Annotated in this window: 26 protein-coding genes; 20 read left to right on the top strand and 6 right to left on the bottom strand. The window is 66.1% G+C overall.

Annotated features, from left to right (window positions below; genetic code table 11):
- Positions 1 to 30: 30 nt before the first annotated feature.
- The 11 genes from ACXAED_RS24905 to ACXAED_RS24855 all read left to right on the top strand — a co-directional run bounded on the left by ACXAED_RS24905 (position 31) and on the right by ACXAED_RS24855 (position 10868).
- Entirely contained in the window at positions 31 to 597 is a 567-nt protein-coding gene (locus ACXAED_RS24905; protein ID WP_475054511.1) for a TRAP transporter small permease, read from the top strand.
- A gap of 10 nt (positions 598 to 607) precedes the next feature.
- Complete coding sequence (locus ACXAED_RS24900) at positions 608 to 1894, top strand: TRAP transporter large permease (RefSeq protein WP_475054508.1); 1287 nt, start codon at positions 608 to 610, stop codon at positions 1892 to 1894.
- An 11-nt stretch (positions 1895 to 1905) separates the two neighbouring features.
- The gene (locus ACXAED_RS24895) at positions 1906 to 2343 is read left to right on the top strand and encodes a universal stress protein (protein ID WP_475054507.1); all 438 of its coding nucleotides are present in this window, start codon (positions 1906 to 1908) and stop codon (positions 2341 to 2343) included.
- 10 nt (positions 2344 to 2353) lie between these two features.
- Positions 2354 to 3118 (top strand): ectoine utilization protein EutA, encoded by a 765-nt coding sequence (gene eutA, locus ACXAED_RS24890; protein ID WP_475054504.1) that lies wholly within the window; start codon positions 2354 to 2356, stop codon positions 3116 to 3118.
- Between the two features lie 18 nt (positions 3119 to 3136).
- Positions 3137 to 4144 (top strand): hydroxyectoine utilization dehydratase EutB, encoded by a 1008-nt coding sequence (gene eutB / locus ACXAED_RS24885; RefSeq protein WP_475054503.1) that lies wholly within the window; start codon positions 3137 to 3139, stop codon positions 4142 to 4144.
- Entirely contained in the window at positions 4137 to 5129 is a 993-nt protein-coding gene (gene eutC, locus ACXAED_RS24880; protein ID WP_475054500.1) for an ectoine utilization protein EutC, read from the top strand. Before eutB ends, eutC begins: the two co-directional genes overlap by 8 nt.
- Before the next feature lie 19 nt (positions 5130 to 5148).
- Complete coding sequence (doeA, locus tag ACXAED_RS24875) at positions 5149 to 6336, top strand: ectoine hydrolase DoeA (RefSeq protein WP_475054497.1); 1188 nt, start codon at positions 5149 to 5151, stop codon at positions 6334 to 6336.
- A gap of 3 nt (positions 6337 to 6339) precedes the next feature.
- Complete coding sequence (gene doeB, locus ACXAED_RS24870; protein ID WP_475054496.1) at positions 6340 to 7332, top strand: N(2)-acetyl-L-2,4-diaminobutanoate deacetylase DoeB; 993 nt, start codon at positions 6340 to 6342, stop codon at positions 7330 to 7332.
- Between the two features lie 12 nt (positions 7333 to 7344).
- Entirely contained in the window at positions 7345 to 7824 is a 480-nt protein-coding gene (locus tag ACXAED_RS24865) for an Lrp/AsnC family transcriptional regulator (RefSeq protein WP_435661372.1), read from the top strand.
- Between the two features lie 115 nt (positions 7825 to 7939).
- Positions 7940 to 9415 (top strand): NAD-dependent succinate-semialdehyde dehydrogenase, encoded by a 1476-nt coding sequence (locus ACXAED_RS24860; protein ID WP_475054494.1) that lies wholly within the window; start codon positions 7940 to 7942, stop codon positions 9413 to 9415.
- 79 nt (positions 9416 to 9494) lie between these two features.
- The gene (locus ACXAED_RS24855) at positions 9495 to 10868 is read left to right on the top strand and encodes an aminotransferase (protein ID WP_475054492.1); all 1374 of its coding nucleotides are present in this window, start codon (positions 9495 to 9497) and stop codon (positions 10866 to 10868) included.
- 45 nt (positions 10869 to 10913) lie between these two features.
- Here ACXAED_RS24855 and ACXAED_RS24850 read toward each other — a convergent pair whose 3' ends face one another.
- On the bottom strand, positions 10914 to 11609 hold the full coding sequence (locus ACXAED_RS24850; protein WP_475054491.1) for an MOSC domain-containing protein: 696 nt from the start codon (positions 11607 to 11609) through the stop codon (positions 10914 to 10916).
- The gene (locus tag ACXAED_RS24845) at positions 11606 to 12148 is read right to left on the bottom strand and encodes a MarR family winged helix-turn-helix transcriptional regulator (RefSeq protein ID WP_475054490.1); all 543 of its coding nucleotides are present in this window, start codon (positions 12146 to 12148) and stop codon (positions 11606 to 11608) included. Before ACXAED_RS24845 ends, ACXAED_RS24850 begins: the two co-directional genes overlap by 4 nt.
- Before the next feature lie 143 nt (positions 12149 to 12291).
- Here ACXAED_RS24845 and ACXAED_RS24840 point away from each other — a divergent pair, with 143 nt between their 5' ends.
- From ACXAED_RS24840 to ACXAED_RS24815, 6 genes are all read left to right on the top strand, one after another.
- Complete coding sequence (locus ACXAED_RS24840) at positions 12292 to 12999, top strand: ABC transporter ATP-binding protein (protein ID WP_475054488.1); 708 nt, start codon at positions 12292 to 12294, stop codon at positions 12997 to 12999.
- A 3-nt stretch (positions 13000 to 13002) separates the two neighbouring features.
- Positions 13003 to 15360, top strand: coding sequence for an ABC transporter permease (locus ACXAED_RS24835; protein ID WP_475054484.1), 2358 nt, complete (start codon positions 13003 to 13005; stop codon positions 15358 to 15360).
- Between the two features lie 3 nt (positions 15361 to 15363).
- Positions 15364 to 16566 (top strand): efflux RND transporter periplasmic adaptor subunit, encoded by a 1203-nt coding sequence (locus tag ACXAED_RS24830; RefSeq protein ID WP_475054482.1) that lies wholly within the window; start codon positions 15364 to 15366, stop codon positions 16564 to 16566.
- Positions 16567 to 16627: 61 nt separating this feature from the next.
- Positions 16628 to 17341: a VIT1/CCC1 transporter family protein gene (locus ACXAED_RS24825; protein ID WP_475054479.1), complete on the top strand. Its 714-nt coding sequence runs from the start codon at positions 16628 to 16630 to the stop codon at positions 17339 to 17341.
- A 61-nt stretch (positions 17342 to 17402) separates the two neighbouring features.
- The gene (locus ACXAED_RS24820; RefSeq protein ID WP_475054478.1) at positions 17403 to 18554 is read left to right on the top strand and encodes a site-2 protease family protein; all 1152 of its coding nucleotides are present in this window, start codon (positions 17403 to 17405) and stop codon (positions 18552 to 18554) included.
- Entirely contained in the window at positions 18551 to 19129 is a 579-nt protein-coding gene (locus ACXAED_RS24815) for an NAD(P)H-dependent oxidoreductase (RefSeq protein WP_475054475.1), read from the top strand. Before ACXAED_RS24820 ends, ACXAED_RS24815 begins: the two co-directional genes overlap by 4 nt.
- Before the next feature lie 7 nt (positions 19130 to 19136).
- On the opposite strand, the gene ACXAED_RS24810 is transcribed toward ACXAED_RS24815, so the two are convergent.
- From ACXAED_RS24810 to ACXAED_RS24795, 4 genes are all read right to left on the bottom strand, one after another.
- A complete protein-coding gene (locus ACXAED_RS24810) occupies positions 19137 to 19949 on the bottom strand; it encodes a formate/nitrite transporter family protein (protein WP_475054473.1) in 813 nt (270 codons plus the stop codon).
- A 39-nt stretch (positions 19950 to 19988) separates the two neighbouring features.
- A complete protein-coding gene (locus tag ACXAED_RS24805) occupies positions 19989 to 20834 on the bottom strand; it encodes a universal stress protein (protein ID WP_475054472.1) in 846 nt (281 codons plus the stop codon).
- A 108-nt stretch (positions 20835 to 20942) separates the two neighbouring features.
- The gene (locus ACXAED_RS24800) at positions 20943 to 22385 is read right to left on the bottom strand and encodes a sensor histidine kinase (RefSeq protein ID WP_475054470.1); all 1443 of its coding nucleotides are present in this window, start codon (positions 22383 to 22385) and stop codon (positions 20943 to 20945) included.
- Positions 22386 to 22390: 5 nt separating this feature from the next.
- A complete protein-coding gene (locus tag ACXAED_RS24795) occupies positions 22391 to 23125 on the bottom strand; it encodes a response regulator transcription factor (protein ID WP_475054468.1) in 735 nt (244 codons plus the stop codon).
- Between the two features lie 215 nt (positions 23126 to 23340).
- On the opposite strand from ACXAED_RS24795, the gene ACXAED_RS24790 reads away from it, so the two are divergent.
- From ACXAED_RS24790 to ACXAED_RS24780, 3 genes are read left to right on the top strand one after another with little or no spacing between them, the layout of a single operon-like run.
- Positions 23341 to 24585 carry an ABC transporter substrate-binding protein gene (locus ACXAED_RS24790; protein ID WP_475054465.1) on the top strand — a complete coding sequence of 415 codons (1245 nt, stop codon included), beginning with the start codon at positions 23341 to 23343 and terminating at the stop codon, positions 24583 to 24585.
- 60 nt (positions 24586 to 24645) lie between these two features.
- Positions 24646 to 25518, top strand: coding sequence for a carbohydrate ABC transporter permease (locus tag ACXAED_RS24785; protein WP_475054464.1), 873 nt, complete (start codon positions 24646 to 24648; stop codon positions 25516 to 25518).
- Positions 25511 to 26407 carry a carbohydrate ABC transporter permease gene (locus ACXAED_RS24780; RefSeq protein ID WP_475054461.1) on the top strand — a complete coding sequence of 299 codons (897 nt, stop codon included), beginning with the start codon at positions 25511 to 25513 and terminating at the stop codon, positions 26405 to 26407. The genes ACXAED_RS24785 and ACXAED_RS24780 overlap by 8 nt, the downstream gene beginning before the upstream one ends.
- Positions 26408 to 26409: the final 2 nt, after the last annotated feature.

Here is a 26409-nt window from a genome sequence, read left to right as displayed (position 1 = left end):
TCAGCGGTGCGCAGACCTTGGGAGGAAGGAATGCACCAGACACATGACTCCGCGCTGCCCGGTTTCCTGGGTGTGATCGACAGCGCCATCAGCCGCACCGAATCGTTCCTGCTTGCCGCCGGTGTGCTGCTGATGGCGGCCAATACCGTGGCCAATGTGGTGGGGCGGTTCGTGCTGGGCAATTCCATCTTCTTTAGCGAAGAGCTGAACCGGATCCTGATCATCCTGATCACCTTTGCCGGCATCAGCTATGCCGCGCGCAACGCCCGCCACATCCGGATGTCCGCGGTCTATGACCTGCTGCCGCCGTATCTGCGCAAGGTGATGGTGGTGGTGATTTCGGTGATCACCGCCGGGTTCATGTTCCTGCTGTGCTTTTACGCGGTGAAATACATCGGCGCGCAGGCCGCGCGCGGGCGGGTGCTGCCGGCACTGCAGATCCCGGTCTGGGTGATCCTGGTCTGGGTGCCTGCGGGGTTCTTCATGACCGGCGCCCAGTACCTGCTGACCGCGGTGCGCAACCTGACCTCCAGCGGCATCTACCTCTCCACCCATGTGCAGGAGGGGTACGAGGACGCGGAAGAAATCGAAATCTGAGGACGGACCCGTGGCTGCAACCATTTTCCTGACCATGATTGTCCTGCTGCTGCTGGGCTTTCCGATGATGATCCCGCTGATTGCCGGCGCGTTCATCGGCTTTCTGATGCTGTTCGGCGATCTGGCCCGGACCGAGACCATGGTGCAGCAGATGCTGGCGGGGATCCGGCCCGCGTCGCTGATTGCGGTGCCGATGTTCATCTTTGCCGCCGACATTATGACCCGCGGCCAGTCGGCCGGGCGGCTGATCAATGTGGTGATGGCCTATGTCGGCCATATCCGCGGCGGGCTGGCGATTTCGACCGCCGCCGCCTGCACCATGTTCGGGGCGGTGTCGGGCTCGACCCAGGCGACGGTGGTGGCGATTGGCTCGCCGCTGCGGCCGCGGATGCTGCAGGCGGGGTACAAGGACAGCTTTGTGCTGGCGCTGATCGTCAATGCCAGCGACATCGCCTTTCTGATCCCGCCGTCGATCGGGATGATCATCTACGGGGTGGTGTCCAGCACGTCGATTGCCGAGCTGTTCATTGCGGGCATCGGGCCGGGGCTGCTGATCCTGCTGCTGTTTTCCGCCTATGCCTATATCTATGCGGTGCGCAACAACGTGCCCACCGAGCCCAAGGCCACCTGGGGCGAGCGCCTGAGGACCATGCGGCAGGCGCTGTGGCCGATGGGGTTTCCGGTGATCATCATCGGCGGCATCTATGGCGGTGTGTTCAGCCCGACCGAGGCGGCGGCGGCCTGTGTGCTTTATGCGCTGATCCTTGAGGTCCTGGTGTTCCGCTCGATGTCGCTGGCGGATGTGTATGAGACTGCCAAATCGACCGGCCTGATCACCGCCATTGTGTTCATCCTGGTGGGGGCAGGGGCGGCGTTTTCCTGGGTGATCTCCTTCGCGCAGGTGCCGCAGCAGATCCTGGGCGCCATCGGCATTGCTGAAATGGGCGCCATCGGGGTGCTGTTCGTGATCTCCTTCGCGTTCTTCATCGGCTGCATGTTCGTCGATCCCATCGTGGTGATCCTGGTGCTGGTGCCGGTGTTTGCGCCGGTAGTGAAATCGGTGGGGCTGGACCCGGTGCTGGTCGGCACCATCATCACCCTGCAGGTTGCCATCGGCTCGGCCACGCCGCCGTTCGGCTGCGATATCTTCACTGCGATTGCCGTGTTCAAACGCCCCTATGCCGAGGTGGTGCGGGGCACGCCGCCGTTCATCCTGATGCTGCTGGGGGCGTCGGTGGCGTTGATCTTCTTTCCGCAGATTGCGCTGTTCCTGCGCGACCTGGCCTTTGCCAAGTAGGGGGCGCGGCGATGTTCACATCCATTCTGGTGCCCTTTGACGGCTCCCAAGGCGCTGAGGCCGCGCTGGTCAAGGCGGCGGAGCTGGCGCAGCTGTGCGGGGCGGAACTGACGCTGCTGACGGTCTACCGCCACCATTCGCTGCTGGAAGCCTCGATGCATGTGGTGCGCCCGGATCAGCCCGAGGATCTGGACGAGATCATGCGCAGCCACGCCCGCGCCGTGGCCGAACGCGGCAAGGTGCTGGCGGCGGAGGGCGGCGTTCAAAGCCCCCGTGCCTTCGTCAAAGGCGGTCCGGTGGCGCGCACCATCACAAGCTTTGCCAGGGAGCACGGGCATGATCTGATCGTGATCGGCAGCCGTGGCCTTGGCTCCTTGGAAGGCGTCCTGCTGGGCAGTGTCTCCCACAAGGTGACGAGCCTGGCGGAAACCCCGGTTCTTGTTGTTTAGGAAAGCGAAAATGGCCCTTGATATCCACTCCACGCCCTCGCGCGTTGCGGCCCGGCTGGACGGGCGCCCGGTGCCAAAGCGGATCGCGCTGGTGGCGCTGGCGACCGACCACACGTCGGAGCGCGACTTTGCCCGGATTTGCGACCCGGACCGGGTGGGCGTCTATGTGAACCGGATCGCATTCGAGAACCCGACTACCAGAGAAACACTGCTGCAGACCGGGCCGCGGCTGACTGAGGCGGCGGCGCAGATCCTGCCGGAGGAAGCGGTGGACGTGGTGGCCTATGGCTGCACTGCGGCCTCCATCGTTTTGGGCAATGATGCGGTCGCCGGGTATCTGAACGCGGCCAAGCCCGGCGCGCCTTGCGTCACCCCCAGCTCTGCCGCGTTTGATGCGTTTGCCGCGCTGGGGGCCGGGCGGGTGTCGCTGCTGACCCCCTACAGCCCCGCTGTCACCGATGAGATGGCGCAGTATTTCGCCGCACACGGGCCGGAGGTGGTGAGTGCCGCTTGTTTCGGGCTGACCGACGACCGCCGGATGGCGCGGATCTCCGAGGACAGCATCATCGAGGCCGGGATTGCCGCCTGCGACCGGCAGGCGGATGCGCTGTTTTTGTCGTGTACCGCGCTGCGGGCCGCTGTTTGCGTGCAGCGGATCGAGGACCGGCTGGGCAAGCCGGTTGTCAGCTCGAACCAGGCGATGGTCTGGCGCTGCCTGCGGCTGGCGGGGATCACGGATGCGGTGCCGGGCTATGGCCGGCTGTTTGAACTTTAACCAGGCAAGACAGGTCCAATGACTGAGAAAATCACCCTTCAGGACAGCTATCAGGCCCGGGCGCGGATCGCTGGGCGGGTCCGGCAGACCGCCCTCGTGGAGTCTCCCGCCCTGAGCAAGCTTTGCGGCGGCGCGGTCTCGCTGAAGCTGGAAAACAGCCAGATCACCGGCAGTTTCAAGCTGCGCGGCGCCACCAATGCGGTGCTGGCGCTGAGCGAGAAGCAGCGTGCGGCGGGGGTTGTGGGCGTCTCCACCGGCAACCACGGGCGCGGGCTGGCCTATGCGGCGGCGCAGGCCGGGGTGCGCTGCGTCATCTGTATGTCAGAGCTGGTGCCGCAGAACAAGGTCGCGGGCATCAAGTCCCACGGCGCGGAGGTGCGGATCACGGGCCGCTCGCAGGATGACGCGCAGGTGGAAGTGGACCGGCTGGTGGCGGAGGGCATGACCATGCTGCCGCCGTTCGACCACCGCGACATCATTGCCGGCCAAAGCACCGTGGCGCTGGAAATGCTGGAGCAGGCGCCGGACCTGGAAACCGTGCTGGTGCCCCTGTCGGGCGGCGGGCTGATTTCCGGCGTGGCGATGGTGATGAAGGCGGTGAACCCGGAGATCCGGGTGATCGGCGTCAGCATGGAGCGCGGGGCGGCGATGTATGAATGCCTGCGCGCGGGCAGGCCGGTGCAGGTGGAAGAGCTGCCGACGCTGGCGGATTCCCTCGGCGGCGGCATCGGGTTGGACAACGCTTATACCTTTGCGATGACGCAGGCGCTGGTGGATGATGTGGTGCTGGTCTCCGAGGCGGAGATCGCGGCGGCCATCCGCCATGCCTATTTCGAGGAGCGGCTGGTGATCGAAGGCTCCGGCAGTGTCGGCATTGCGGCGCTGCTGGCGGGCAGGATTGAGCATCCGGGGCGCTGCGCGGTGCTGGTGAGCGGCCAGAACATCGGAATGGACCTGCACAAGCGCATCATTGATGGTGAAGATGTGGATGTGGCGGCGGAGACCGGGGGAGGTGCGGATGCCTGACACCAAGATCCTGACGGAGGCGGAGCTGCGAGAACTGGTGCCGCTGGACGGCGATGCCGTGGACTGCGTGGAGCAGGGCTTTAACACACTGGCGGGCGGCGGGGTGGAGATGCCGCCGATCATGACGCTGCCGGTGCCCGACCATAACGGCGAGGTTTGTGTGAAAACCGCCTATGTGCCGGGGATCGAGAGTTTTGCCGTGAAGATGAGCCCGGGGTTCTTCGGCAACCCAAAGCTTGGACTGCCCAGCACCACCGGGCTGATGGTGGTGTTTTCCAGCAGGACCGGCCTCCTGGAGGCGCTGCTTCTGGACAATGGCTACCTGACGGATGTGCGCACCGCTGCGGCGGGGGCGGTCGCGGCGCGCCATTTGGCGCGAGAGGATGCCAAGCGGGTCTGCATCATCGGCGCAGGAGTGCAGGCGAAGATGCAGCTGAAAGCGATGACCCTGGTGCGCGGCATTCAAAGCGCCGTCATCTGGGCACGGGACAGCGCCAAGGCAGAGGCCGTTGCCGCCAGCCTGCACAGCGAACTGGGGATTGACGTCACCGCGGCCACGGACGCCGCGGCGGCAGTTGCCGGGGCCGATATAGTGGTCACCACAACTCCTGCCGCCGACCCCGTGATTAAGGCGGAGTGGCTGCAGCCCGGCCAGCTGGTTATCGCCATGGGATCGGACCAGGAGCACAAATGCGAGCTGGAGCCCGCCTGTCTGGCCAGGGTGGACCTCTATGTGCCCGACAGCCAGGCGCAATGCGCCGTCAAGGGCGAGCTGCGCAGCGCCATCGCCGCGGGGCTGATCGCCGGGGACCAGAGTTTCACTGAACTGGGCGGGATCACCGCGGGCAAGGCCCCCGGACGCCAGTCGGACAGTGACCTGATCATTGCCGACCTGACCGGCACCGGTGTGCAGGACACCGCTATCGCAACCCTTGCAGGCTCCCGCGCTGATGCGGCGGGGGCAGGCGCCACTTTCACCAGCTGATCAACCAGGAACCACGCATATGGCAGACCCCAAGCTGTATTTCTCCCGCGCTGAATACCAGGCGCGTCTGGACAAGACCCGGGCCGAAATGTCCCGCCGCGGGCTTGATCTTCTGATCGTCACCGATCCCTCGAACATGAACTGGCTGACCGGCTATGACGGCTGGTCCTTCTATGTGCATCAATGCGTTGTTGTCGGGATGGACGGCGAGCCGGTCTGGTACGGCCGCGGCCAGGATGCCAACGGGGCCTTGCGCACCTGCTGGATGGATCCGGCCAACATCATCGGCTATCCGGACCATTACGTGCAGTCGACCGAGCGGCATCCGATGGATTACCTGTCGGCGCAGCTAAAGGACCGCGGGCTGGACGGCGGCGTGATCGGCGTTGAGATGGACAATTACTATTTCACCGCCGCCGCCTATGCATCGCTGCAGAAGCACCTGCCGAACGCGCGGTTCGGCGATGCCAACGCGCTGGTCAACTGGCAGCGGGCGGTGAAATCCGAGGCCGAGCTGACCTATATGCGGCAGGCGGGCAAGATCGTGGAGCGGATGCACCAGCGAATCTTTGAGCGCGTCGAGCCGGGGATGCGCAAATGCGATCTGGTGGCCGATATCTATGACGCGGGGCTGCGCTATGATGCGGATCTGGGCTTTGGCGGCGACTACCCGGCGATTGTGCCGCTGCTGCCCTCCGGTTCTGATGCTGCCGCGCCGCATCTGACCTGGGACGACCTGCCGATGAAATCCGGCGAGGGCACGTTTTTTGAGATCGCGGGCGTGGTGCACCGCTACCACTGCCCGCTGTCGCGCACCGTGTTTCTTGGCAAGCCGACGCAGACCTTCCTGGATGCGGAAAAGGCGGTGCTGGAGGGGATGGAGGCGGGCCTCGAGATGGCCAAGGCCGGCAACACCTGCGAGGACATTGCCAAGGCGTTTTTCAAGGTGTTGAAGACCTACGGTATCGAGAAGGACAACCGAACCGGCTATCCGATCGGCGTTTCCTACCCGCCGGACTGGGGCGAGCGCACCATGTCGCTGCGGGCGGGCGACACCACTGTCTTGCAGGAAAACATGACCTTCCACTTCATGACCGGCCTCTGGATGGAGGACTGGGGCTTTGAGATCACCGAAAGCATCCGCATCGGGGCGAACGGGCCGGAGTGCCTGTCCGATGTGCCGCGCAAGATGTTCGTGAAGGACTGAGTCATGAAGCCAAATCCGATTTCCCCCACCATCCCGCTGGACCGGGACGGGGTGCACCATGGATTCCTGAAGCTGCCCTACAGCCGCGATGACTCGGCCTGGGGCTCGGTGATGATCCCGCTGACGGTGATCAAGAACGGCGACGGCCCGACCGCGCTGCTGACCGGCGCCAACCACGGCGATGAATACGAAGGCCCGATTGCGTTGCACGAGCTGGCCGCCACCACGAAGGCCGAGGATGTGACGGGTCGGCTGATCATCGTGCCGGCCTTCAACTACCCGGCGTTCCGGGCGGGCACCCGCACCTCCCCCATCGACAGGGGTAACCTGAACCGCTCGTTTCCGGGCCGCCCCGACGGCACCGTGACTGAAAAGATCGCCGACTACTTCCAGCGCACGCTGCTGCCGATGGCGGATCTGGCGGTGGATTTCCACTCCGGCGGCAAGACGCTGGATTTCGTGCCCTTCGCCGCCGCGCATATCCTGGAGGACAAGGCCACTCAGGAGGCGTGTTTTGCCGCGATGAAGGCGTTCAACGCGCCCTATTCGGTGGAACTCTTGGAGATCGACAGCGCGGGCATGTATGACACTGCGGTGGAGCAGATGGGCAAGGTTCTGGTCACCACGGAACTGGGCGGCGGCGGTTCCTCCACCGCGCGGGGCAATGCGATTGCCAAGAAGGGGCTGCGCAATGTGCTGATCCATGCGGGCATCCTGCAAGGGCAGATGCAGCTGGACGAAACCGTCCGTCTCTCGATGCCGGATGATGACTGTTTCCTGTTCAGCGAGGGCGACGGGCTGTTCGAGATCATGACCGATCTGGGCGCGCCGGTGGCGAAGGGCGATCTGGTCGCCCGGGTCTGGCCGCTGGACCGCACCGGCCAGCCGCCGGTGGAATACCGCGCGCGGCGCGCGGGGCTGGTGATCAGCCGCCACTTTCCGGGCCTGATCAAGTCCGGCGACTGCGTCGCGGTTGTCGGCGTCACCGGCGGCTGATAGGCGGAAGACATGCAACTGGACCAGCGCGACCTCGACATTCTGCGCGTGCTCTCGACCGAGGGGCGCATCACCAAGGCTGCGCTGGCCGACCGGATCGGCCTGTCGCCGACACCCTGCTGGGACCGGCTGAAGAAGCTGGAGCAGGCTGGGCTGATCGAGGGCTACGGCGCCCGCATCAACCTGCGCAAACTGGCGCCGCATGTGACGGTGTTTGTCGCTGCGGAGATCGCTGACCACACCGCCGCCAGCTTCCGCGCGTTTGAGGCGGCGATGCAGCGCTATGACGAGGTCACCGCCTGCTGGGCGCTGGGGGGCGGGTTTGACTACCTGTTGCAGATCGTCACCCGCGACATCGACGCCTATCAGCGGCTGATCGACGAGATGCTGGATGCCCGCATCGGCCTGTCGCGCTATTTCACCTATGTGGTGACCAAGCCGGTGAAGGGCGCGGGCGCGCCGCCGCTGGATATTCTGCTGGGTCAGGGCTGACCTCGCCTGCCGGGGCACCGGACAGCAGTTGTTTCTTCTGCACGGCCTTCGAACTTCAGTCACATCCTCTGTTCCGGTCCGGCACATTCCTCTGCAAGACGTGAGGAGGACAATCATGACAGAGACCGCTCTCTCTGCCCGTGCGGACATTGCCGACAAGGCGCTGGTGCGCTCATTTTCCTATATCGGCGGCAAGTGGCGTGCTGCGGGCGACGGTGAGACCTTTCCGGTCAGCGACCCTGCCGATGGTGCCGAACTGGGCCATGTGGCGAGCCTTTCGGCAGAGGAATCCTCTGCCGCGTTGGATGCGGCGCAGGCGGCATTTCCCGGTTGGGCAGGGCTGCTGCCGCAACAGCGCGCGGCCATCCTGCGGCGCTGGTATGCGCTGCAGCTGGAGCACAAGGAAGACCTCGCCCGGATCATGGTGCTGGAACAGGGCAAGCCGCTGTCGGAGGCGCGCGGCGAGATTGATTACGGCGCAGCCTTTGTGGAGTTCTATGCCGAGGAGGCAAAGCGCCCGAATATCGAAGGTGTCACCAGCCACCTGCCCGACGCCGAGGTGGAGCTGTGGCGCGAGCCGGTGGGGGTGGCGGCGCTTATCACGCCGTGGAACTTCCCCTCCGCCATGCTGACCCGCAAGGCGGCGGCGGCGCTGGCGGCGGGCTGCACCGTGGTGGCGCATCCGTCGGGCGAGACGCCGTTCAGCGCGCTGGCCTTGGCGGAGCTGGCGGAACGTGCGGGGTTCCCGGAGGGGGTGTTCAATGTGGTGACGGGCAAGGCCTCCACCGTGGTGGAGCCCTGGACCGGCGACCCGCGGGTGCGGGCGCTGTCCTTCACCGGATCGACCGAAGTGGGCAAGCTTTTGTACCGGCAGTCCGCCGGCACCGTGAAGCGGCTGGTGATGGAGCTGGGCGGCCACGCGCCGGTGCTCGTCTTTAAGGGCTGCGATCTGGACAAAGCCGTCAGCGAAACCATCAAGGCGAAATTCGCCACCTCCGGGCAGGATTGCCTGGGTGCCAACCGGATCTTTGTGGAGCGGCCCGTCTATGCCGAGTTCTGCGCCAGATTCACCGCCGCCGCCAAGGCGCTGACCCTTGGCCGGGGGATGGAGGATTGCGATCTGGGGCCGCTGATGAATGAAAAGGCGGTGCAGAAGCAGGAGGAGCATGTGGCAGACGCGCTGGCCAAGGGCGCGACACTGGCCTGCGGCGGCAGGCGGCATCATTTGGGTCCGCTGTTCTTTGAACCCACTGTACTGACCGACGTGCCGGCGGAGGCGCTGATCATGTCGGAGGAAACCTTTGGCCCCGTCGCCGCCATCGCGCCGTTTGACAGCGAGGAGGAGGCCGTGGCCCGCGCCAATGACAGCGAATACGGGCTGGTGGCTTATGTCCACAGCCACGATCCGCGGCGCATCTACCGCCTGAGCCGCGCGCTGCAATACGGTATGGTGGCGGTGAACCGCACCAAGGTGACCGGCGCGCCGATCCCGTTCGGCGGCACCAAGCAGTCCGGCCTGGGCCGCGAAGGCGCGCGGCTGGGTATGGAGGAGTTCACCGAGGTCAAATACGTCTGCCGCGACTGGGCGTGACGGACAAAAATCTTCGAAGATTTTTGCCAAGAATTTTCAAAAATTCTTGGCCGCAGAACGCAAACGGAAGGAAAATTCAATGCTGAAGAACGACCAGCTTGACCAGTGGGACCGCGAGAACTTCTTTCACCCCTCGACCCATCTGGCCCAGCACGCCCGCGGCGAAAGCCCGAACCGGGTGATTAAGACCGCCTCCGGCGTGTTCATCGAAGACCGTGACGGCAACAAGCTGCTGGATGCCTTTGCCGGGCTTTATTGTGTGAACGCGGGCTATGGCCGCCAGGAGATTGCCGAAGCCATCGCCGATCAGGCGCGGGAACTGGCCTATTACCACTCCTATGTTGGCCATGGCACAGAGGCGTCGATCACGCTGGCGAAGATGATCCTGGACCGGGCGCCTGCGAACATGTCCAAGGTCTATTTCGGCCTCGGCGGCTCGGACGCGAATGAGACCAACGTCAAGCTGATCTGGTATTACAACAACATCCTTGGGCGGCCTCAGAAAAAGAAGATCATCTCCCGCTGGCGCGGCTACCATGGCTCGGGACTGGTGACCGGCTCGCTGACCGGGCTGGAGCTGTTCCACAAGAAGTTCGATCTGCCGGTGGAGCAGGTCATTCACACCGAGGCGCCGTATTTTTACCGCCGCGCCGATCTGGACCAGAGCGAGGAACAGTTCGTCGCCCATTGCGCGGCTGAGCTGGAAGCGCTGATCGAGCGTGAGGGCGCGGATACCATCGCCGCCTTCATTGGCGAGCCGGTGCTGGGCACCGGTGGCATCGTGCCGCCGCCTGCGGGCTATTGGGAAGCGATCCAGGCGGTTTTGAAGAAGCATGACATCTTGCTTGTGGCGGATGAGGTTGTGACCGGGTTCGGGCGGCTTGGCTCCATGTTCGGCTCGGACCATTACGGGATTGAGGCCGATATCATCACCATCGCCAAGGGGCTGACTTCGGCCTATGCGCCGCTTTCCGGCTCCATCGTCTCGGACAAGGTGTGGAAGGTGCTGGAGCAGGGCACGGATGAAAACGGCCCGATTGGCCACGGCTGGACCTATTCGGCGCACCCCATTGGCGCCGCGGCGGGGGTGGCGAACCTCAAGCTGATTGATGAGCTGAACCTTGTCAGCAATGCCGGCGAGGTGGGCGCCTATCTGAACGCCACCATGACGGAGGCGCTGTCCGGCCATGCGCATGTGGGCGATGTGCGCGGCGAGGGGATGCTGTGCGCGGTGGAGTTCGTGAAGGACAAGGACAGCCGCACATTCTTTGACGCCGCCGACAAGATCGGGCCGCAGATATCGGCGAAGCTCTTGGAGCAGGACAAGGTGATTGCCCGCGCCATGCCGCAGGGCGATATCCTGGGATTTGCGCCGCCGTTCTGCCTGACGCGGGCCGAGGCTGATCAGGTGGTTGCGGCCACCGTGCGGGCGGTTGAGGCCGTGCTGGGCTGACCCTGCCGCAACAATGCTGCGTCCCGGCCTGCGCCGGGGCGCGGATCAGCTGCCGATCAGGCGGGCGCTCGTGTCCTCTGCCGTGTCGCCCCCGGCCATGCGGGCAAATGCCTGGCGCCAGCCCTCGGCCAGTTCAGGCAATTGCGCCAGCGCTGCGGCCTCCTGCGGGGTCGCCTTGCGGCTGAGGCGGAGACGGGTGACACGTTCGACGCTCCAGTCCGGGTGCAGGCGCTCAATCAGGGTGATGGCGTTGCCGGCCTCCGCCTGGCCTGGCTCCAGCACCCGGTAGTACCAGCCGGTGCGGCCGGTTTTCTGGAACAGATAGGCCATTTTCGGGTTGCCGGTGTGCTGGCTGACCTTCCAGCAGGGCTGGCGGCCCTGGCTGATCTGCACCACCGCCGTGCCCAGTTGCAGGATGTCGCCGATGCAGAGATTGGTTTCGGTCATCCCCAGCGCCGCGATGTTTTCGCCAAAGGCCGCCGGAACGGTGCCGTCCGGCATCTGGCCCTCGGCAATCCACTGCCGGTAGTGGTCCGAGGGGTAATGGTGGATCGCCTTGTCCGGGCCGCCGTGATTTTGGGGATCGGCCTGGGCGTCGCCGGTAAAGCCCAGCTCCGTGATCTGCTGCGGGCCATCCGCGCGGATCTTGGCGATGGCTGAGGGCGGGCGGCGGGGCCAGCGCGCGGCAACAGAGCCGAGGAACAGCCCGCTGATGCGGGACGGGGGGGGTGTTGGGGTCATGCGGGAACCTGCTCGTGGCAAATCTTGGTCGTGTCTTCGGGGGAGAGCGGCTCCGCCAGCAGACGGCAGAAGCCGCCCGGTCCGTCCGCCGAGAAATGCTTGCAGGCGCGGCAGAGACCGAACGGCTGGCCTCCGTTTTGCGCGATCATGCGGCCAAGGATCTTCTCCAGCGCGGCGTGCAGCGCGGTCCGGTCCGCTGGGGGCAGGGCCGCGGCGGCATCGGCCAGGGCGCGGGGCAGGGCGGTGGCCTGTTCGCCCTTGGCGGTCAGGGCAAAGCGGATCACCCGCTTGTCGGCTTCGCTGCGCTCCTCTTCGACATAGCCTTTTTGGGCTAGCGCCTTGAGGGTCTGGGAAACGGTGCCGCGGGTGCTGCCAAGGTAGGCCGCCACATGCGAGGGGCTGCGGGAGAACCGGTTGGCGCGGGAGAGATAGTCCAGCGCGGCCCGCTGCGCCGGGTTCAGCTCTGCCGCCCAGCTTTCGCCGGCGTCGAGGCGGGCGAGGCGGCTGATCAGCTCGGTGATGCGGGCGGTTTGATCCATCCGCAATAGATAGCGAGTCGAAATGAATTGCGCAAGCCATCCGGCGCAGAAGCGGCCCGGCGGCGCCTGCCGGAAAGGTTGAGGCAGATCATTTCCGCGCCGCTGCCCCGTGTGGCAGACTGCGCCGGGAGAGGAGGACGGCTGTGGCGGATCCCGTCTTTACCATGAGAGGCGTGACCAAGGTCTATGACACCGGCGGTGCCAAGGTTCATGCGCTGGCGGGCGTCGATCTGGAGCTGCCAGGCGGCGAGCTGGCGGTGCTGCTGGGTCCCTCCGGCAGCGGCAAGTCGACGCTGCTGAACATCCTGGGCGGGCTCGACCATGTGACGGACGGGCGGGTCTGGTTCCGCGATCTGGAGCTGACGGCGATGCGGGACCGGGAGCTGACCCGCTACCGGCGCGATCATGTCGGCTTCATCTTTCAGTTCTATAATCTGGTGCCCAGCCTGACGGCGCGCGAAAACGTGCAGCTGGTGACCGATGTGGCGCGTGACCCGATGCCTGCCGCCGAGGCGCTGGAGCTGGTGGGGCTGGGCCACCGGATGGACCACTTCCCGGCGGAGATGTCGGGCGGCGAGCAGCAGCGGGTGGCGATTGCCCGCGCTATTGCCAAGCGGCCCGGCGTGCTGCTGTGCGATGAGCCGACCGGCGCGCTGGACAGCAAGACCGGCATCCAGGTGCTGGAGGCGCTGCACCAGATTAACCGCGATTTCGGCACCGCGACGGTGGTGATCACCCATAACGCTGATATCCAGAAGATCGCGCACCGGGTGATCTTCTTTCAGGACGGGCGGATCAGCCGCATCCACGAAAACACCGGGCGGCTGGCGCCCGCGGACATCAGCTGGTGAGCCATGCAAGCGCTGGACCGGAAACTGCTGCGGGATTTCAAACGGCTCTGGGTGCAGGCGCTGGCGATTGCCATGGTGCTGGCCTGCGGGGTTTCGATCCTGCTGACGGCGGTGGGCATGTACCAGGCGCTGCAGGGCACGCAGGAGGCCTATTACGGGCGCAACCGGTTTGCCGATGTCTTTGCCACCGCCCGGCGGGCGCCGGTCAGCCTGCTGCCGGAGATCGCCGCGGTAGAGGGGGTGCTGGCACTGGAGGCGCGGGTCAGCGGTTATGCCAATCTCGACATGCCGGGACGGGCCAAGGCGGCGGTGGGGCGCATCCTGTCGCTGCCGGAGAGCGGCCCGCCGCAGCTGAACCTGCCGGTGCTGCGCAGCGGGCACTGGCCGCAACTGCCGGGGGAGGTTGCGGTGAACGAGCCCTTTGCGCTGGCCAACCGGCTGGTGCCGGGAGATAGCTTCCTGGCCAATCTGAACGGCCAGCAGCGGCGGCTGACGGTGACCGGCACCGCGCTGTCGCCGGAGTTCATCTATACGCTGGGTCCCGGCGCGCTGATGCCCGACAACCTGTCCTTTGGCATCATCTGGATGCTGCGGGAGGAGGCGGAGGCCGCCTATGACATGGCCGGTGCCTTCAATGACCTGACGCTGAAGACTGCGCGCGGGGTGCAGGAGGAGGAGGTGATCGCACGGCTGGATGAGCTGCTGGAACCTTATGGCGGGCAGGGGGCGGTGGGACGGGCGCAGCACAGCTCGCACGCCATTGTCGATGCGGAGATCAGCCAGATGAAAGGCACCGCGATGGTGCTGCCGCCGATTTTCTTTGGCATCTCGGCGTTTCTGGTCAGCATGGTGATGGGCCGGATCGTGGCGCTGGAGCGCAGCGAGATCGGCCTGCTGAAGGCGGTGGGCTATTCCGATGCAGAGGTCTGCCTGCATTATCTGATGCTGGCGGCGCTGGTGGCGCTGGCGGGGATCGCGATCGGCTGGGCGGCGGGCACCTGGCTGGCGCAGCTGCTGGCGCGCCAGTATGCCCGGTTCTTCGACTTTCCCTTCCTGATCTACCGGGTGTCCTATTGGGCCTATGCGCTGTCGGCGCTGGCGGCGCTGCTGACCACCACCGCGGGGGCGGCGCGCGCGGCGCTGCGGGCGGCGCGGCTGGCGCCTGCGGTGGCGATGCAGCCGCCCGCGCCGCCGCGGTTCAAGCATTCGGCGGCGGACCGTGTGATGAGGGGCCTGCGGTTGTCGCAGCCTGCCATCATGATCCTGCGCAGCCTGCTGCGCTGGCCCGTGCGCAGCGCGATGACCGGGCTGGGACTGGCGCTGGCGGTGGCCTCGGTAGTGGCGTCGTCCTTCTTTGCCGATGCGCTGGACGAGATCATGGACACGGCGTTTTACCAGAGCAACCGGCAGGATGCGGTGGTGATGTTTACCGAGGACCAGCCGGAAAGCGTGCTGGAGGAGATCCGTGCCCTGCCCGGTGTCCTGCAGGCGGAGGGGCAGCAGTACGCGGCGGCCATTCTGCGGCACGGGCCGCGGATGAAACGGGTCACCATCGAGGCGCGGGTGCCGGACCCGGATCTGAGCCGGGTGGTGGCCAGCGATGGCAGCGTCGCCAATGCAGGCCCCGGAGGCATCATGCTGAGCGAGCGGCTGGCGGATCAGTTGGGCGCCGCGCCGGGGACGCTGGTGGAGGTGCAGTTCACCAGCGGACGGCGCGAGATCCGGCAGCTGCCGGTGACCGGCACGGTCAAGCAGTATTTCGGGCTGGGCGCCTACATGGATCATGCCAGCCTGAATGCGCTGTTCCGGCAGGCGCCGCAGTATTCCGCCGCCAGCATTGCCATCGACCCCAGCCGGCAGGACGCGCTGTTCACCCGGCTCAAGGCGCTGCCGGCGGTGGCCGGGGTGCCGGTGATGACCGACATGCGCCGGTCGTTCCGGGAAGTCATTGCGCAGCAGGTGATTGTGATGAACACGGTCTACATCACCATTGCGGTGCTGATCACCATCGGCGTCGCCTACAACGGCGCCCGCATCCAGCTGTCGGAGCGCGCCCGCGAGCTGGCCAGCCTGCGCATCCTGGGATTTTCGCGCCGCGAGGTCTCCTTCATCCTGGCGGGGGAGATGATGCTGCTGGCGCTCTTGGCGCAGCCGCCGGGCTGGCTGATCGGTGCGGCGATCGCGCGGCTGGCGGTGGAGAACTTTTCCAGCGATGTCTACACCATCCCGCTGGTGCTGGAGCCTGCGGCCTTTGCCAGTGCCAGCCTGATCGTGCTGGCGGCGGCGCTGTGCTCGGTGCTGATCGTGCGGCGGCGGCTGGACCGGATGGACCTTGTAGCCGTGATGAAAACCAGGGAGTGAGAGATGTTTCCGAACCTGCGCAGCTTGCTTCTGTACCTGACCGGCGGCGGTGTGCTGGCGGCGCTGCTCTATGTGGCGCTGCGGGAGGAGCCGGTGGCGGTTGATCTGCATGAGGTGACGCGCGGCCGGATGGAGATCACCATTGATGCCGATGGCGAAACCCGGGTCCGCGACCTGTTTGAGGTGGCAGCGCCGATCGCGGGCACCGCGCGCCGCTCGCCGGTGCGGGCGGGGGACCGGGTGACGGCGGGCGAAACCCTGGTCGCGATTGTCGAGCCTGCCCGGCCGCATCTGCTGGATGCGCGCACCCGGGCGCAGGCGCAGGCAACGCTGCGGGAGGCGCAGGCGGCGCTGCATGTGGCGCGCGCCGATCTGCAGAAGGCCATCGAGGACCGCATCCTGGCGCAAAGCCAGTTTGACCGGGTGAAGGCACTGGCGGAGCGCAATGTCGCCTCGCTGACGCGGCTCGAGGATGCGACCCAGCGGCTGGCGGTGGCCATCGCCGGGGAGGAAGCGGCAGGCGCCCGGGTGGACATGTCGCAAAGCACCCTGGCACGGGCGGAGGCGGCGCTGATCCTGCCGGAAGCAGGCACGGAGGTGCCGGACAGCTGCTGTATCCGCATCCGGGCGCCCTCGGACGGGGTGGTGCTGTCGGTGGTCACCATCAGCGAACGCCCGGTGCTGCCCGGCGATCTGCTGGTCACCATCGGCGATCCGCAGGATCTGGAGCTGGTGGCGGATCTGTTGTCCTCGGACGCGGTGCGGCTGGCGCCGGGCGCCCGCGCCAGCATTGAGCGCTGGGGCGGCGCCAAGCCGCTGGAGGCGGTGCTGGACCGGATCGAGCCGGTGGCGCGCACCAAGGTCTCGGCCCTGGGGATCGAGGAACAGCGGGTGGATGTGTTCTTTGACCTGGTCACGCCGAAGGAGCAGCGCACCAGCCTGGGCGAGGGGTTTGCGGTCTTTGCCCGCATCATCGAATGGGAGGCGGAGGATGTGCTGCGGATCCCGGTCAGCGCGCTGTTCCGCGAGGGCGGCGGCTGGGCGGCCTTTGTGGCGGCCGAAGGGCGTGCCGCGGTGCGCCCGCTGACGCTGGGGCGGCGCAACGGCCAGGTGGCGCAGGTTTTGGAGGGGCTGGAGCCGGGGGAGCGGGTGATCCTGCATCCCGGCGAGGCGGTCGCGGACGGGGTGCTGATCACCGAGCGCTGAGCACAGCGGCGGCTTGACTTCGCTCAAGGCGGCGCGGGGCCGCTTGGCGGATCATGGGGCCATGAAAGCGGAACACGGGCACAGCAGGGAAGAGATCGCGCGCCGCCTGCAAGGCAGCAGGGAGGAGGGGCGGCTGCGCGATGCGGTTTACGGCGGCATTGACGGCGCGGTGACGACCTTTGCCATTGCGGCGGGGGTCGAGGGGGCGGGGTTTTCCTCCTCGGTGATCATCGCGCTGGGGATTGCCAATGTGCTGGCAGACGGGTTCTCGATGGCCGCGGCCAATTACCTGGGGACCAAGGCGGATCTGGATGACCGGCGGCGGCTCTACCGGGTGGAGCAGAGCCATATCCGCGACTATCCGGAGGGCGAGCGAGAGGAGCTGCGCCAGATCCTGGAGCAGCTGGGCCTGAGCGGCGAGGTGCTGGAAGGTGCGGTGAAGGCGGTGGCGGCGAAGCCCGAAAAGTGGATTTCGCTGATGCTGGCCAGCGAATACGGGCTGGGGCCTGCGGAGCCCAATCCGGTTGCGGCGGCGCTGACCACTTTCTTTGCCTTTATGCTGGCCGGGATCGTGCCGCTGCTGCCCTTTATCCTGGGGCTGCCGGATCCGTTCCTGATGGCATCCGTGGCGACCGGGCTGGTGTTCTTTTTCATCGGCGCCAGCAAGAGCATCTGGTCGCTGTCGCCGTGGTGGATTTCGGGGCTGGAAACTCTGCTGATCGGCTCCTGCGCGGCGGCGCTGGCCTATGGCGCGGGCAGCCTGTTCCGGGGTTGAGCCGGATCAAAGGGGGATCGGCGCGGCGGCGCTATATAGTGCGGCAGGAGGGGGGAGTTTCATGTTTCAAAACGCAGTCAGGATCGCGCGGCTGCAGGGGTTTGACATAAAGGTCGATCCCAGCTGGCTGCTGATCGCGGCGCTGATCACCTGGAGCCTGGCCACCCAGTTCTTTCCGATGTCTTATCCCGGGGCCGGGCAGGCGGTTTACCTGACGCTGGCGGTTCTTGCGATGCTGGGGTTCTTTGCCTCGCTGATCCTGCATGAGATGTCGCATTCCGTGGTCGCGCGGCGGTTCGGGGTGGAGATCAAGGGCATCACCCTGTTCATCTTCGGCGGCGTGGCGGAGCTGGGCTCTGAACCCAAGACCGCTGTCAGCGAGTTCTGGATTGCCATTGCCGGGCCGCTGATGAGCTTTGCGCTGGCCTTTGGCTTCTGGCTGCTGGCGCAGATCGGCTGGGCGCTGGCGCCGGGCGGGGCGCTGAACCCGGTGCTGGGCTATCTGGCGCTGATCAACCTGGTGCTGGCGGTGTTTAACCTGGTGCCGGCCTTTCCGCTGGACGGCGGCCGCATCCTGCGGGCCTGGCTGTGGAGCCGCAGCCGCGACCTGCTGGCGGCGACCCGGACCGCCACCCGGATCAGCAGCTATTTCGCCTATGCGCTGATCTTTTACGGGCTGATCGGGCTGTTCTCCGGCAATCCGGTAGCGGCGCTTTGGCAGGTGCTGATCGGGGTGTTCGTGCTGTCGGCGGCCAAGGGCACCTATGCCCATCAGCTGCAAAACGCCGCCTTCAAGGGCAAGACGGTGGCCGACCTGATGACCCGTGATCCGGTGACCGCCGGTCCGGAGATCAGCCTGCAGGCGCTGGCGCATCAGGTGCTGCTGCCTGAGCGCAAGAGCTTTGTGCCGGTGGTGCAGCAGGGGGTGCTGCTGGGCTGCACCGACACGCAGGACCTGGCGCGGGTGCCGCAGGAGCGGTGGGCGCAGACCCCGGTGGATGACGTCTATCAGCCGCCGGACGGCAGCAACTCGGTGGGTCCGGACATGCAGGTCGGTGCGCTGATGCGGAAGATTTCGGAAACCGGGCGGCGCAAGTTTCTGGTCACGGACAAGGGCCGCTTGCTGGGGGTGATCACCCTGACGGACCTGACCGGATACATTGCCCTGCTGCAGGAGGTGCGTCAGCTGGGCGGCAAGGGGGAGAGCATATGACGCGGATACTGATCATTCAGGGTCACCCGGACAACAGCCAGGCGCATTTCTGCCACGCGCTGGCGCAGAGCTATGCCAAGGGCGCCAGGGACGCGGGCCATGAAGTGGAGGTCATCGGCGTGGCCGAAAGCGGCGTCACTTGCCTGCGCAGCCGGGCGGAATGGGAAGCGGAAGAACTGCCGGACTATGTTGCCCTCGGCCAGCAGGCGGTTGCGGCCGCGGATCACCTGGTCTTCGTCTACCCGTTGTGGCTGGGCACTATGCCCGCGCTGCTGAAGGCCTGGCTGGAACAGGTTTTCCGCGAGCAGTTTGCCTTTACCGTCGGCGAGAAAGGCTGGCACCCCAAGCTGAAGGGGAAGAGTGCGCGGATCATCGTGACCATGGGGATGCCTGCGTTCTTCTACCGCTGGTTCTACTTTGCCCATTCGTTGCGCAGTTTCGAGCGCAACATCCTGAAGTTCTGCGGCATCAGGCCGGTCCGCTGGATGGTCTGCGGTATGGTCGAGGACAAGCGGTCGGAGCGGCGGCTGGCCTATCTGGCGGAGGCCGCCAGCGATGGGGCCGCGGCCCGCTGAGCAGGAGTCACCGCTTGTGCTGCGCTTTGCCGGATGCCGGGGCGGTGCGGCCCAGGTAGGCGAACCAATAGGCAAGGGCGACCCCGCCGGCGCCGCCCGCGATATTGCCCAGCGTGACCCAGAACAGGTTGGCGGCGGCAGCGTTCAGGGAAACATCGGCACCGGCGGCCCAGCCCTGCGGAAAGAAGAACATGTTGGCCACCGAATGCTCCAGCCCCAGGAGCACGAAGGCGGTGATCGGCCAGAGCACCGCAAGGATCTTGCCCGCCGCGGTGCGGGCGGCGAAGGAGAGCCAGACGGCCAGGCACACTAGCCCGTTGCACAGGGCGCCGCGCATGAAGGCCTCCACCGGGGAAAGGGTGGATTTCGCCTCGGCGATGCGGGCGGCGGTGGCGCCCACGGGACCTTCCAGCAGGCCGGTGAAGGCAAAGGCGGCAGCCAGCCCGGCGGCGCCTGCGAGATTGCCGGCATAGACGATGGCCCAGCTGCGCCACAGCCGCCTGAGCCGGATCTTGCGGTCCACCGCCGCGATCACCATCAGCACGTTGCCAGTGAACAGCTCAGCGCCGCCCACCACCACCAGAATGAGACCCATCGAGAACACCGCGCCGCCCAGCACCCGCACCGGTCCTGACGAGGTGTCCGCGCCGGTCATCGTAGTTGTATAGGCGGCAGCGCCGAAGCCGATGAAGGCGCCCGCCAGCATCGCCAGAACAAACATCTGCGGCAGCGGGAGACGGGCCTTGGCCACTCCTGCGGTCTCCACCAGCGCAGCGATCTCGGCGGGTTTATAGGCGTCGAACGGGGATTGGTCAGTCATTGGCTGCTCCCTGGCGGCAAGGCTGCGGGCGCGGCCGGGTCAATGGGCAAAGAGGACCGGCAGGGCGGTCTGCTCCAGCAGGCTGCGGGTGGTGCCGCCAAACACTGCCTCGCGCAAGCGGGAGTGGCCGTAGGCGCCCATCACCACCAGCTCCGCCCCGGCCTCGCGGGCGCGGTCCTGGATGGCGGTGCCGGTGTCATGGCCGCCGCTAGGATACTGCGACAGGGTGACGGTGCAGCCGTGATGGCTGAGCCAGGCGGCCATGTCCGCGCCGGGGTCCTCGCCGTCGCGCGTGTCGCTCATGTCCGGATCGAAACAGCCGATCACCACCTCTTCCGCCGACTTGAAATAAGGCAGGGCGGCGTGCGCCGCGCGGGCGGCGGACAGGCTGCTGTTCCAGGCCAGGAACACCCGTTTGCGGGCCGCGAAGGGGCTGCCGTTCACCATCAGTGGGACGGGTGAGCCGAACAGGATGCCGTGCACCGCATCGCGGAACACCTCCGGATCCTCTCGCAGGCCCTCTGCCGCCTCGGCAATGTCGCAGGTCAGCGCCCGGCGGGCGGCCATCAGACGGATGTCCGCGTCGCTGGCAGTGACATACTGCACGTCGCCAGGGGTGTTGCTGCGGGCCAGCAGCGCTTCCACCTCTGCCGCGCGGGCGGACTGGACGGTGCGGCAGCTTTGCAGGGTTTCCAGCCATTCGTCCGGTACCGCCATTGCGCCATAGGCAGAGGCGCCATAGGCGAAATAGGGCATGCCGGGCAAGGTCTTGAGCAGCAGGCAGGCCAGGTGCGCCTGCTGTTCGCGGGCGGCCTCTGCGGCGGCGGTGATGGCGGTGTCGCTGGTGCTGCTGCTGATCGCAAAGAGCAATGTTCTGCGGTGCATGGCGGGCCTCCTCCCCGGTCGGCGCGGCAGATGCCGGTGTGCCGCTTCAGCCATTAAACCAGCGCCTGCGGCTGATGCCATGATCCTGATCAATGCTTCAGGGCGCGGTCAGTTGCGGCAGATCTCAAGGCAGGCGCGCAGGCCGCGGCGGCCATCTTCGAAATACAGCTGCCCGCCGTGCTGCTCTGCTACCGTGGCGACGATTGTCAGACCCAGCCCGAAGCCGTCGATGGCGAGCGTATTGTCGCCGCGCCGGAACGGGGCGATCACTTCGGTGATCTCCGCCGCCGTCATGCCGGAGCCTTCGTCCTCGACCGTGATGATGGCGTGGTCGGCATTGGCGCTGAGGCCGATTGCGGCGCGGCGGCCGTACTTCAGCGCGTTGTCGATCAGGTTGGAGACCGCCCGCTGCAAAGACACGGGGCGGGCCACCACCAGCATCGGCTGATCCGGCGGCATCGCGCTGTGGCCAGGGGCGGAGGTAAAGACCGAGCGTCCGCCAGCGGCTACCTGCGGCTCGGGGCAAAGCAGCTCAACCGGTTTGCCGAAGTCCTGATAATCGGCTGCGACCGCCTCGATCAGCGAGGTGAGGGAGAGGCGGCGCGGGGTTTCGGCGCTCATCTCTGCCCGCGTGTAGGTCAGCACGCTTTCGATCATGCCGGTCATGGCGTCCAGATCGGTTTCGAACTTCTGCCGCAGCTCCGCGTTTTGGATCAGCGCCGCGCGCAGCCGCAGGCGGGTCGCGGGCGTGCCGAGGTCGTGGCTGACGCCGGACAGCACCGCGGCGCGGCTGGCAAGCTGCGCGCGTTCGGCCTCCAGGTGGCTGTTCACCGCTTCGACGATTTCCTGCAGCTCGGCCGGGCCTTGCACGGCATAGGCATCGGGACCGCCGAGGCGGCGGCGGCCATGCAGGGCGCGGGCAAAGCGGCCGAAGTGGGCGGAGGTGTCGAGCACCAGGGTTGCCAGCACCGCCAGCACCAGCAGCGACAGCAGCACCGCGGGCAGGCGCAGGTCGCGGGGCGCGGCGGTGCAGCCCCAGACCGCGGTGCCGTCCACCCGCTGCCACGGGCCATAGCCGGCGCGGGCAAAGATCACCGGTTCGCTGCAATAGGTGGCCAGCAGCCGCGTGACTGCGCCCAGTTTCTCTGCCGCGGACTGGCCGCCCGCGGGCGGCAGCTCCGCCACCGGATACCGCAGGCTGCCGGAGGCGATGACCAGCGCCAGCACCTCGCCCGACAAGGGATCGGGACCGCTGTCGAGGATCGAGACATTGGTGAAGAACGCTGGTTTCGGGATGCCATCCAGCCGCAGGTAATCGCCGCTGGCCAGAAACGCCGCCTGCGCCGGGTCCACTGGGATGACCGCCACGCCGTCGGGCGGTGAGGCGCCGCGGCGCAGGGTGCCGTCCAGCGTGATGCCCGCGATGGTGGAGCGGGTCAGATGCGCCTGCCAATTGGCGCCGGACTGGAACCAGAGCCAAGCCGCCGCCAGCCCGGCGGCAAAGGAGAGCGGCAGCAGGATCAGGCCCAGGGTTCTGAGGCGCAGCGCCATGCGTGTCAGCCTTCGCCGGTCTCGACATCCACCGCAAAGACATAGCCGGTGCCGCGTTCGGTGCGCAGCATCCGGGGATCCTTGGGGGTCTGTTCGATCTTGGAGCGCAGGCGCCCGACCAGCACGTCGATTGCGCGGCCGGAGCCCTCGTCCGTTCCGCCCTCCCCGGTCACATCCAGCGCCGCGGCGATCTCCTCTCGCGTGAGCGGGATGTGCGGGTTGGCGAGAAACACCTTGAGCAAGCCGGTCTCGCGCCGCGACAGCGCCACCTGCACCCCGGCGGGGGAGATCACCTCGTCCCGCTTGGCGTCGTAGGTCCAGCCGGCAAAGCGGAAAGTGGCGACGCTGCGCCGGTAGATCAGCGAGGAGGAGCGGCGCGCGCGCTGCAGCACCGCGCGGACGCGGGCCAGCAGCAAATCGGGGTTGAAGGGTTTGGCGATGTAATCATCGGCGCCGGATTCATATCCCGCCATCCGCTGGTGATCGGCGGACAGGGCAGAGACCAGGATGATCGGCACATCCTGTTCGCTGCGCAGCCGGGTGCAGATCTCCACCCCGTTTTCGTCGCCCAGCATCACGTCCAGCAGGATCAGGTCGATCCGCCCCGCCGCGATCTGGTCGCGGATCTCTGCCTCGCTCCCGCAGGGCAGCGCGATAAAGCCGTTCTGGCGCAGGTACTGGGTCAGCATCATGCGCGTCTCAACGTCGTCATCCACCACCAGCAGCCGCGGAATCGCCATTCGTCTGTGTCCTCCCCAAACAGCCTTTGCGGCCTCGAGTTTGTAACACCATGCAACAAAATCCATTGCTGCGTAACAACAGGTAACAGCTGGCCGGAAAATCTGCTGCGCCGGGTCCGGGCCGGGCGGCAGGGTGATTGAAAACGGACCGGATGTTTTTGCAAACTTGGCAGGAAGGCTGCGGGGAGCGGCCATCTTATAGGGAGGAATAAGCGATGAAATTCACCGCTTTTGCGGCCGCATCGGCCGTGGCGCTGGCCTGTGCGGCTCCGGCATTGGCTGGGCCGCAGGCGGAGGTTCTGCACTGGTGGACATCCGGCGGCGAGGCCAAATCGGCTGCCGTGCTGCAACAGGAATTTGCCGACAACGGCGGCACCTGGACCGATATGCCGGTCGCGGGCGGCGGCGGGGATGCGGCGATGACCGCGCTGCGCGCCCGCGTCCTGTCCGGCAACGCGCCGACCGCGGTGCAGCTGAAAGGCCCGGCCATCCAGGAATGGTACGAGGAAGGCGTGCTGGCCGATATCTCCTCCGTCGCGGAGGCCGAGGGCTGGGCGGATGTGCTGCCCGGCTCCATCGCCGAGCACATGAAATGCGAGGGCAAATGGTGTGCCGCACCGGTGAATGTCCACCGGGTCGACTGGATCTGGGCCAATGCCGCGCTCTTGGAGGCCAACGGCATCGAAATGCCCCAGACCTGGGAAGAGTTCAACGCCGCCGCTGACAAGCTGATGGAAGCGGGCATCACCCCGCTGGCGCATGGCGGCCAGGCCTGGCAGGACGCCACAGTGTTCGAGGCCGTGGCCTTGGGCATCCTGGGGCCGGAGGATTTCCGCAAGGCCTTTGTCGAATTGGACATGGACACGCTGAAGTCGGACAAGATGGCCGCGGTGTTCGACCAGATGCGCAAGATGCGCGGCTATGTGGATGCCAACTTCCCCGGCCGAGACTGGAACCTGGCCACCTCTATGGTGATGAACGGCGAAGCGGCGTTCCAGATCATGGGCGACTGGGCCAAGGGCGAGTTCCTGGCCGCGGGCAAGGAGCCGGGCAAAGACTTCCTCTGCGCCTCGGTGCCGGGTGACGGGTTCCTGTATAACGTCGACAGCTTTGCCATGTTCGAGGTGGACGGCGAGGACAAGCAGGCGGGCCAGGATCTCTTGGCCAAGCTGATCGTCGGGCCGAAATTCCAGGAGGTGTTCAACCTCAACAAGGGTTCGATCCCGGCGCGGGTGGACGTGGAACTGGACGCGTTTGACACCTGTGCGCACCTGTCGGCCAAGGACATGGGCGAAAGCGCCGAAAACGGCTCGCTGCTGCCCAGCTATGCCCACGGCATGGCGCTGCGCGGCGCGCAGTCGGGCGCCATCACCGATGTGGTGACCGCGCATTTTAACTCGGACATGTCCTCGGATGAGGCCGTGCAGATGCTGGCCGACGCCGTTGCCAACTCCATGTGATCCTCCCCCGGGGCCTCGCGTCCTCCGGGATGCGGGGCCACCTATTCAAGGGCCGTTACAATGTCCCAATGGCTTGAACGTCATATTCCGAAGATGGTGCTGGCACCGTCCTTCGCCGCTGTGCTGGTGTTTGTTTACGGCTTCATCATCTGGACCGCCTGGGTGTCGCTGACCCGATCCCGCCTGCTGCCGAAATACGAAATCGAAGGGTTCATCCAGTACGAGCGTCTGTTCAGCGCGCCGCGCTGGGACACCGCAATGTCGAACCTGTTCGTGTTCGGCACCCTGTTCATCCTGATCTCGATGGTTCTGGGGCTGATGCTGGCGATCCTGCTGGACCAGAAGATCCGCACCGAGGGCGTCCTGCGCACCATCTACCTGTATCCGATGGCCCTGTCGCTGATCGTAACCGGCACCGCCTGGAAGTGGATTATGAATCCAGGGCTGGGCATTGAGGCCATGGTCCGCGGCTGGGGGTTTGAAAGCTTCACCTTTGACTGGGTGATCAACCCGGACAAGGCGATCTATGCGGTGGTCATCGCCGGGGTCTGGCAGGCGTCCGGCTTTGTGATGGCGCTGTTCCTGGCCGGTTTGCGTGGCGTCGATGGAGAGATCATCAAGGCCGCGCAGGTCGATGGCATCCCGGCGTGGCGGATCTATACCGCGATCATCATCCCCTCGATGGCGCCGATCTTCCTGTCTGCCTTCATCGTGCTGGCGCATTTGGCGATCAAGAGCTTCGACTTGGTGATTGCGCTCACTGGCGGCGGCCCAGGCTATGCCACCGATCTGCCTGCCACCTACATGTACACGATGGCGTTTTCGCGCGGCGACATCGGCCAGGCGGCAAGCTCTGCCATGGTGATGATGGCTGTGGTGTTCGCGATCATCGTTCCCTACCTCTACTCCGAGCTGAGGGCCAAGCATGACTGACCTGACCCTGGACCCCGCCCGCCCCGCGGCAACGAACTGGAGCCGCATCGCCTTGCGCTGGCTGCTGTTTACCTTGCTGGGCCTGTTTGCCCTGTTCTACCTGATGCCGCTTTTTGTGATGATCACCACCTCGCTGAAAAGCCTGGAGGAAATCCGCACCGGCAGCCTGATCGCCTTCCCGCGCGAGGTCACGTTTGACGCCTGGCGCACCGCCTGGTCCGAGGCCTGCACCGGCATCCAATGCGAAGGCCTGCGCCCGTTCTTTTGGAACTCCGTGGTGATCGCGGTGCCTGCGGTGGCGATCTCCACCATGCTGGGGGCGGTCAATGGCTATGTGATCGCGCAATGGCGGTTCAAGGGCGCCAACCTGATCTTCTCGCTGATGCTGTTCGGCTGCTTCATCCCGTTCCAGGTGGTTCTGTTGCCGATGGCGCGGATGCTGGGGCTGATGGGGCTGGCGGGCAGCATTCCGGGGCTGATCTTTGTCCATGTGATCTATGGTATCGGCTTCACCACGCTGTTCTTCCGCAACTTCTATGTCACCATCCCGCAGGACCTGGTGAAGGCGGCCAAGGTGGACGGCGCGGGGTTCTTCCGGATCTTCTGGTCGATCTTCCTGCCGCTTAGCCTGCCGATCATCGTCGTCACTGTCATCTGGCAGTTCACCCAGATCTGGAACGACTTCCTGTTCGGCGTCTCCTTCAGCCAGGCGGGCACCCAGCCGGTGACCGTGGCGCTCAACAACATCGTCAACTCGACCACTGGCGTGAAGGAATACAACGTCGACATGGCCGCCGCGATCATCGCCGCGCTGCCGACACTGCTGGTCTATGCCGTTGCCGGCAAATACTTCATCCGCGGCCTGACCGCTGGATCTGTGAAAGGGTAAAC

This window comes from Leisingera sp. ABM4_103 (assembly GCF_056158685.1).
The sequence above is the reverse complement of the archived record's forward strand: the minus strand, read 5'-3'. Positions and strand labels throughout refer to the sequence as shown.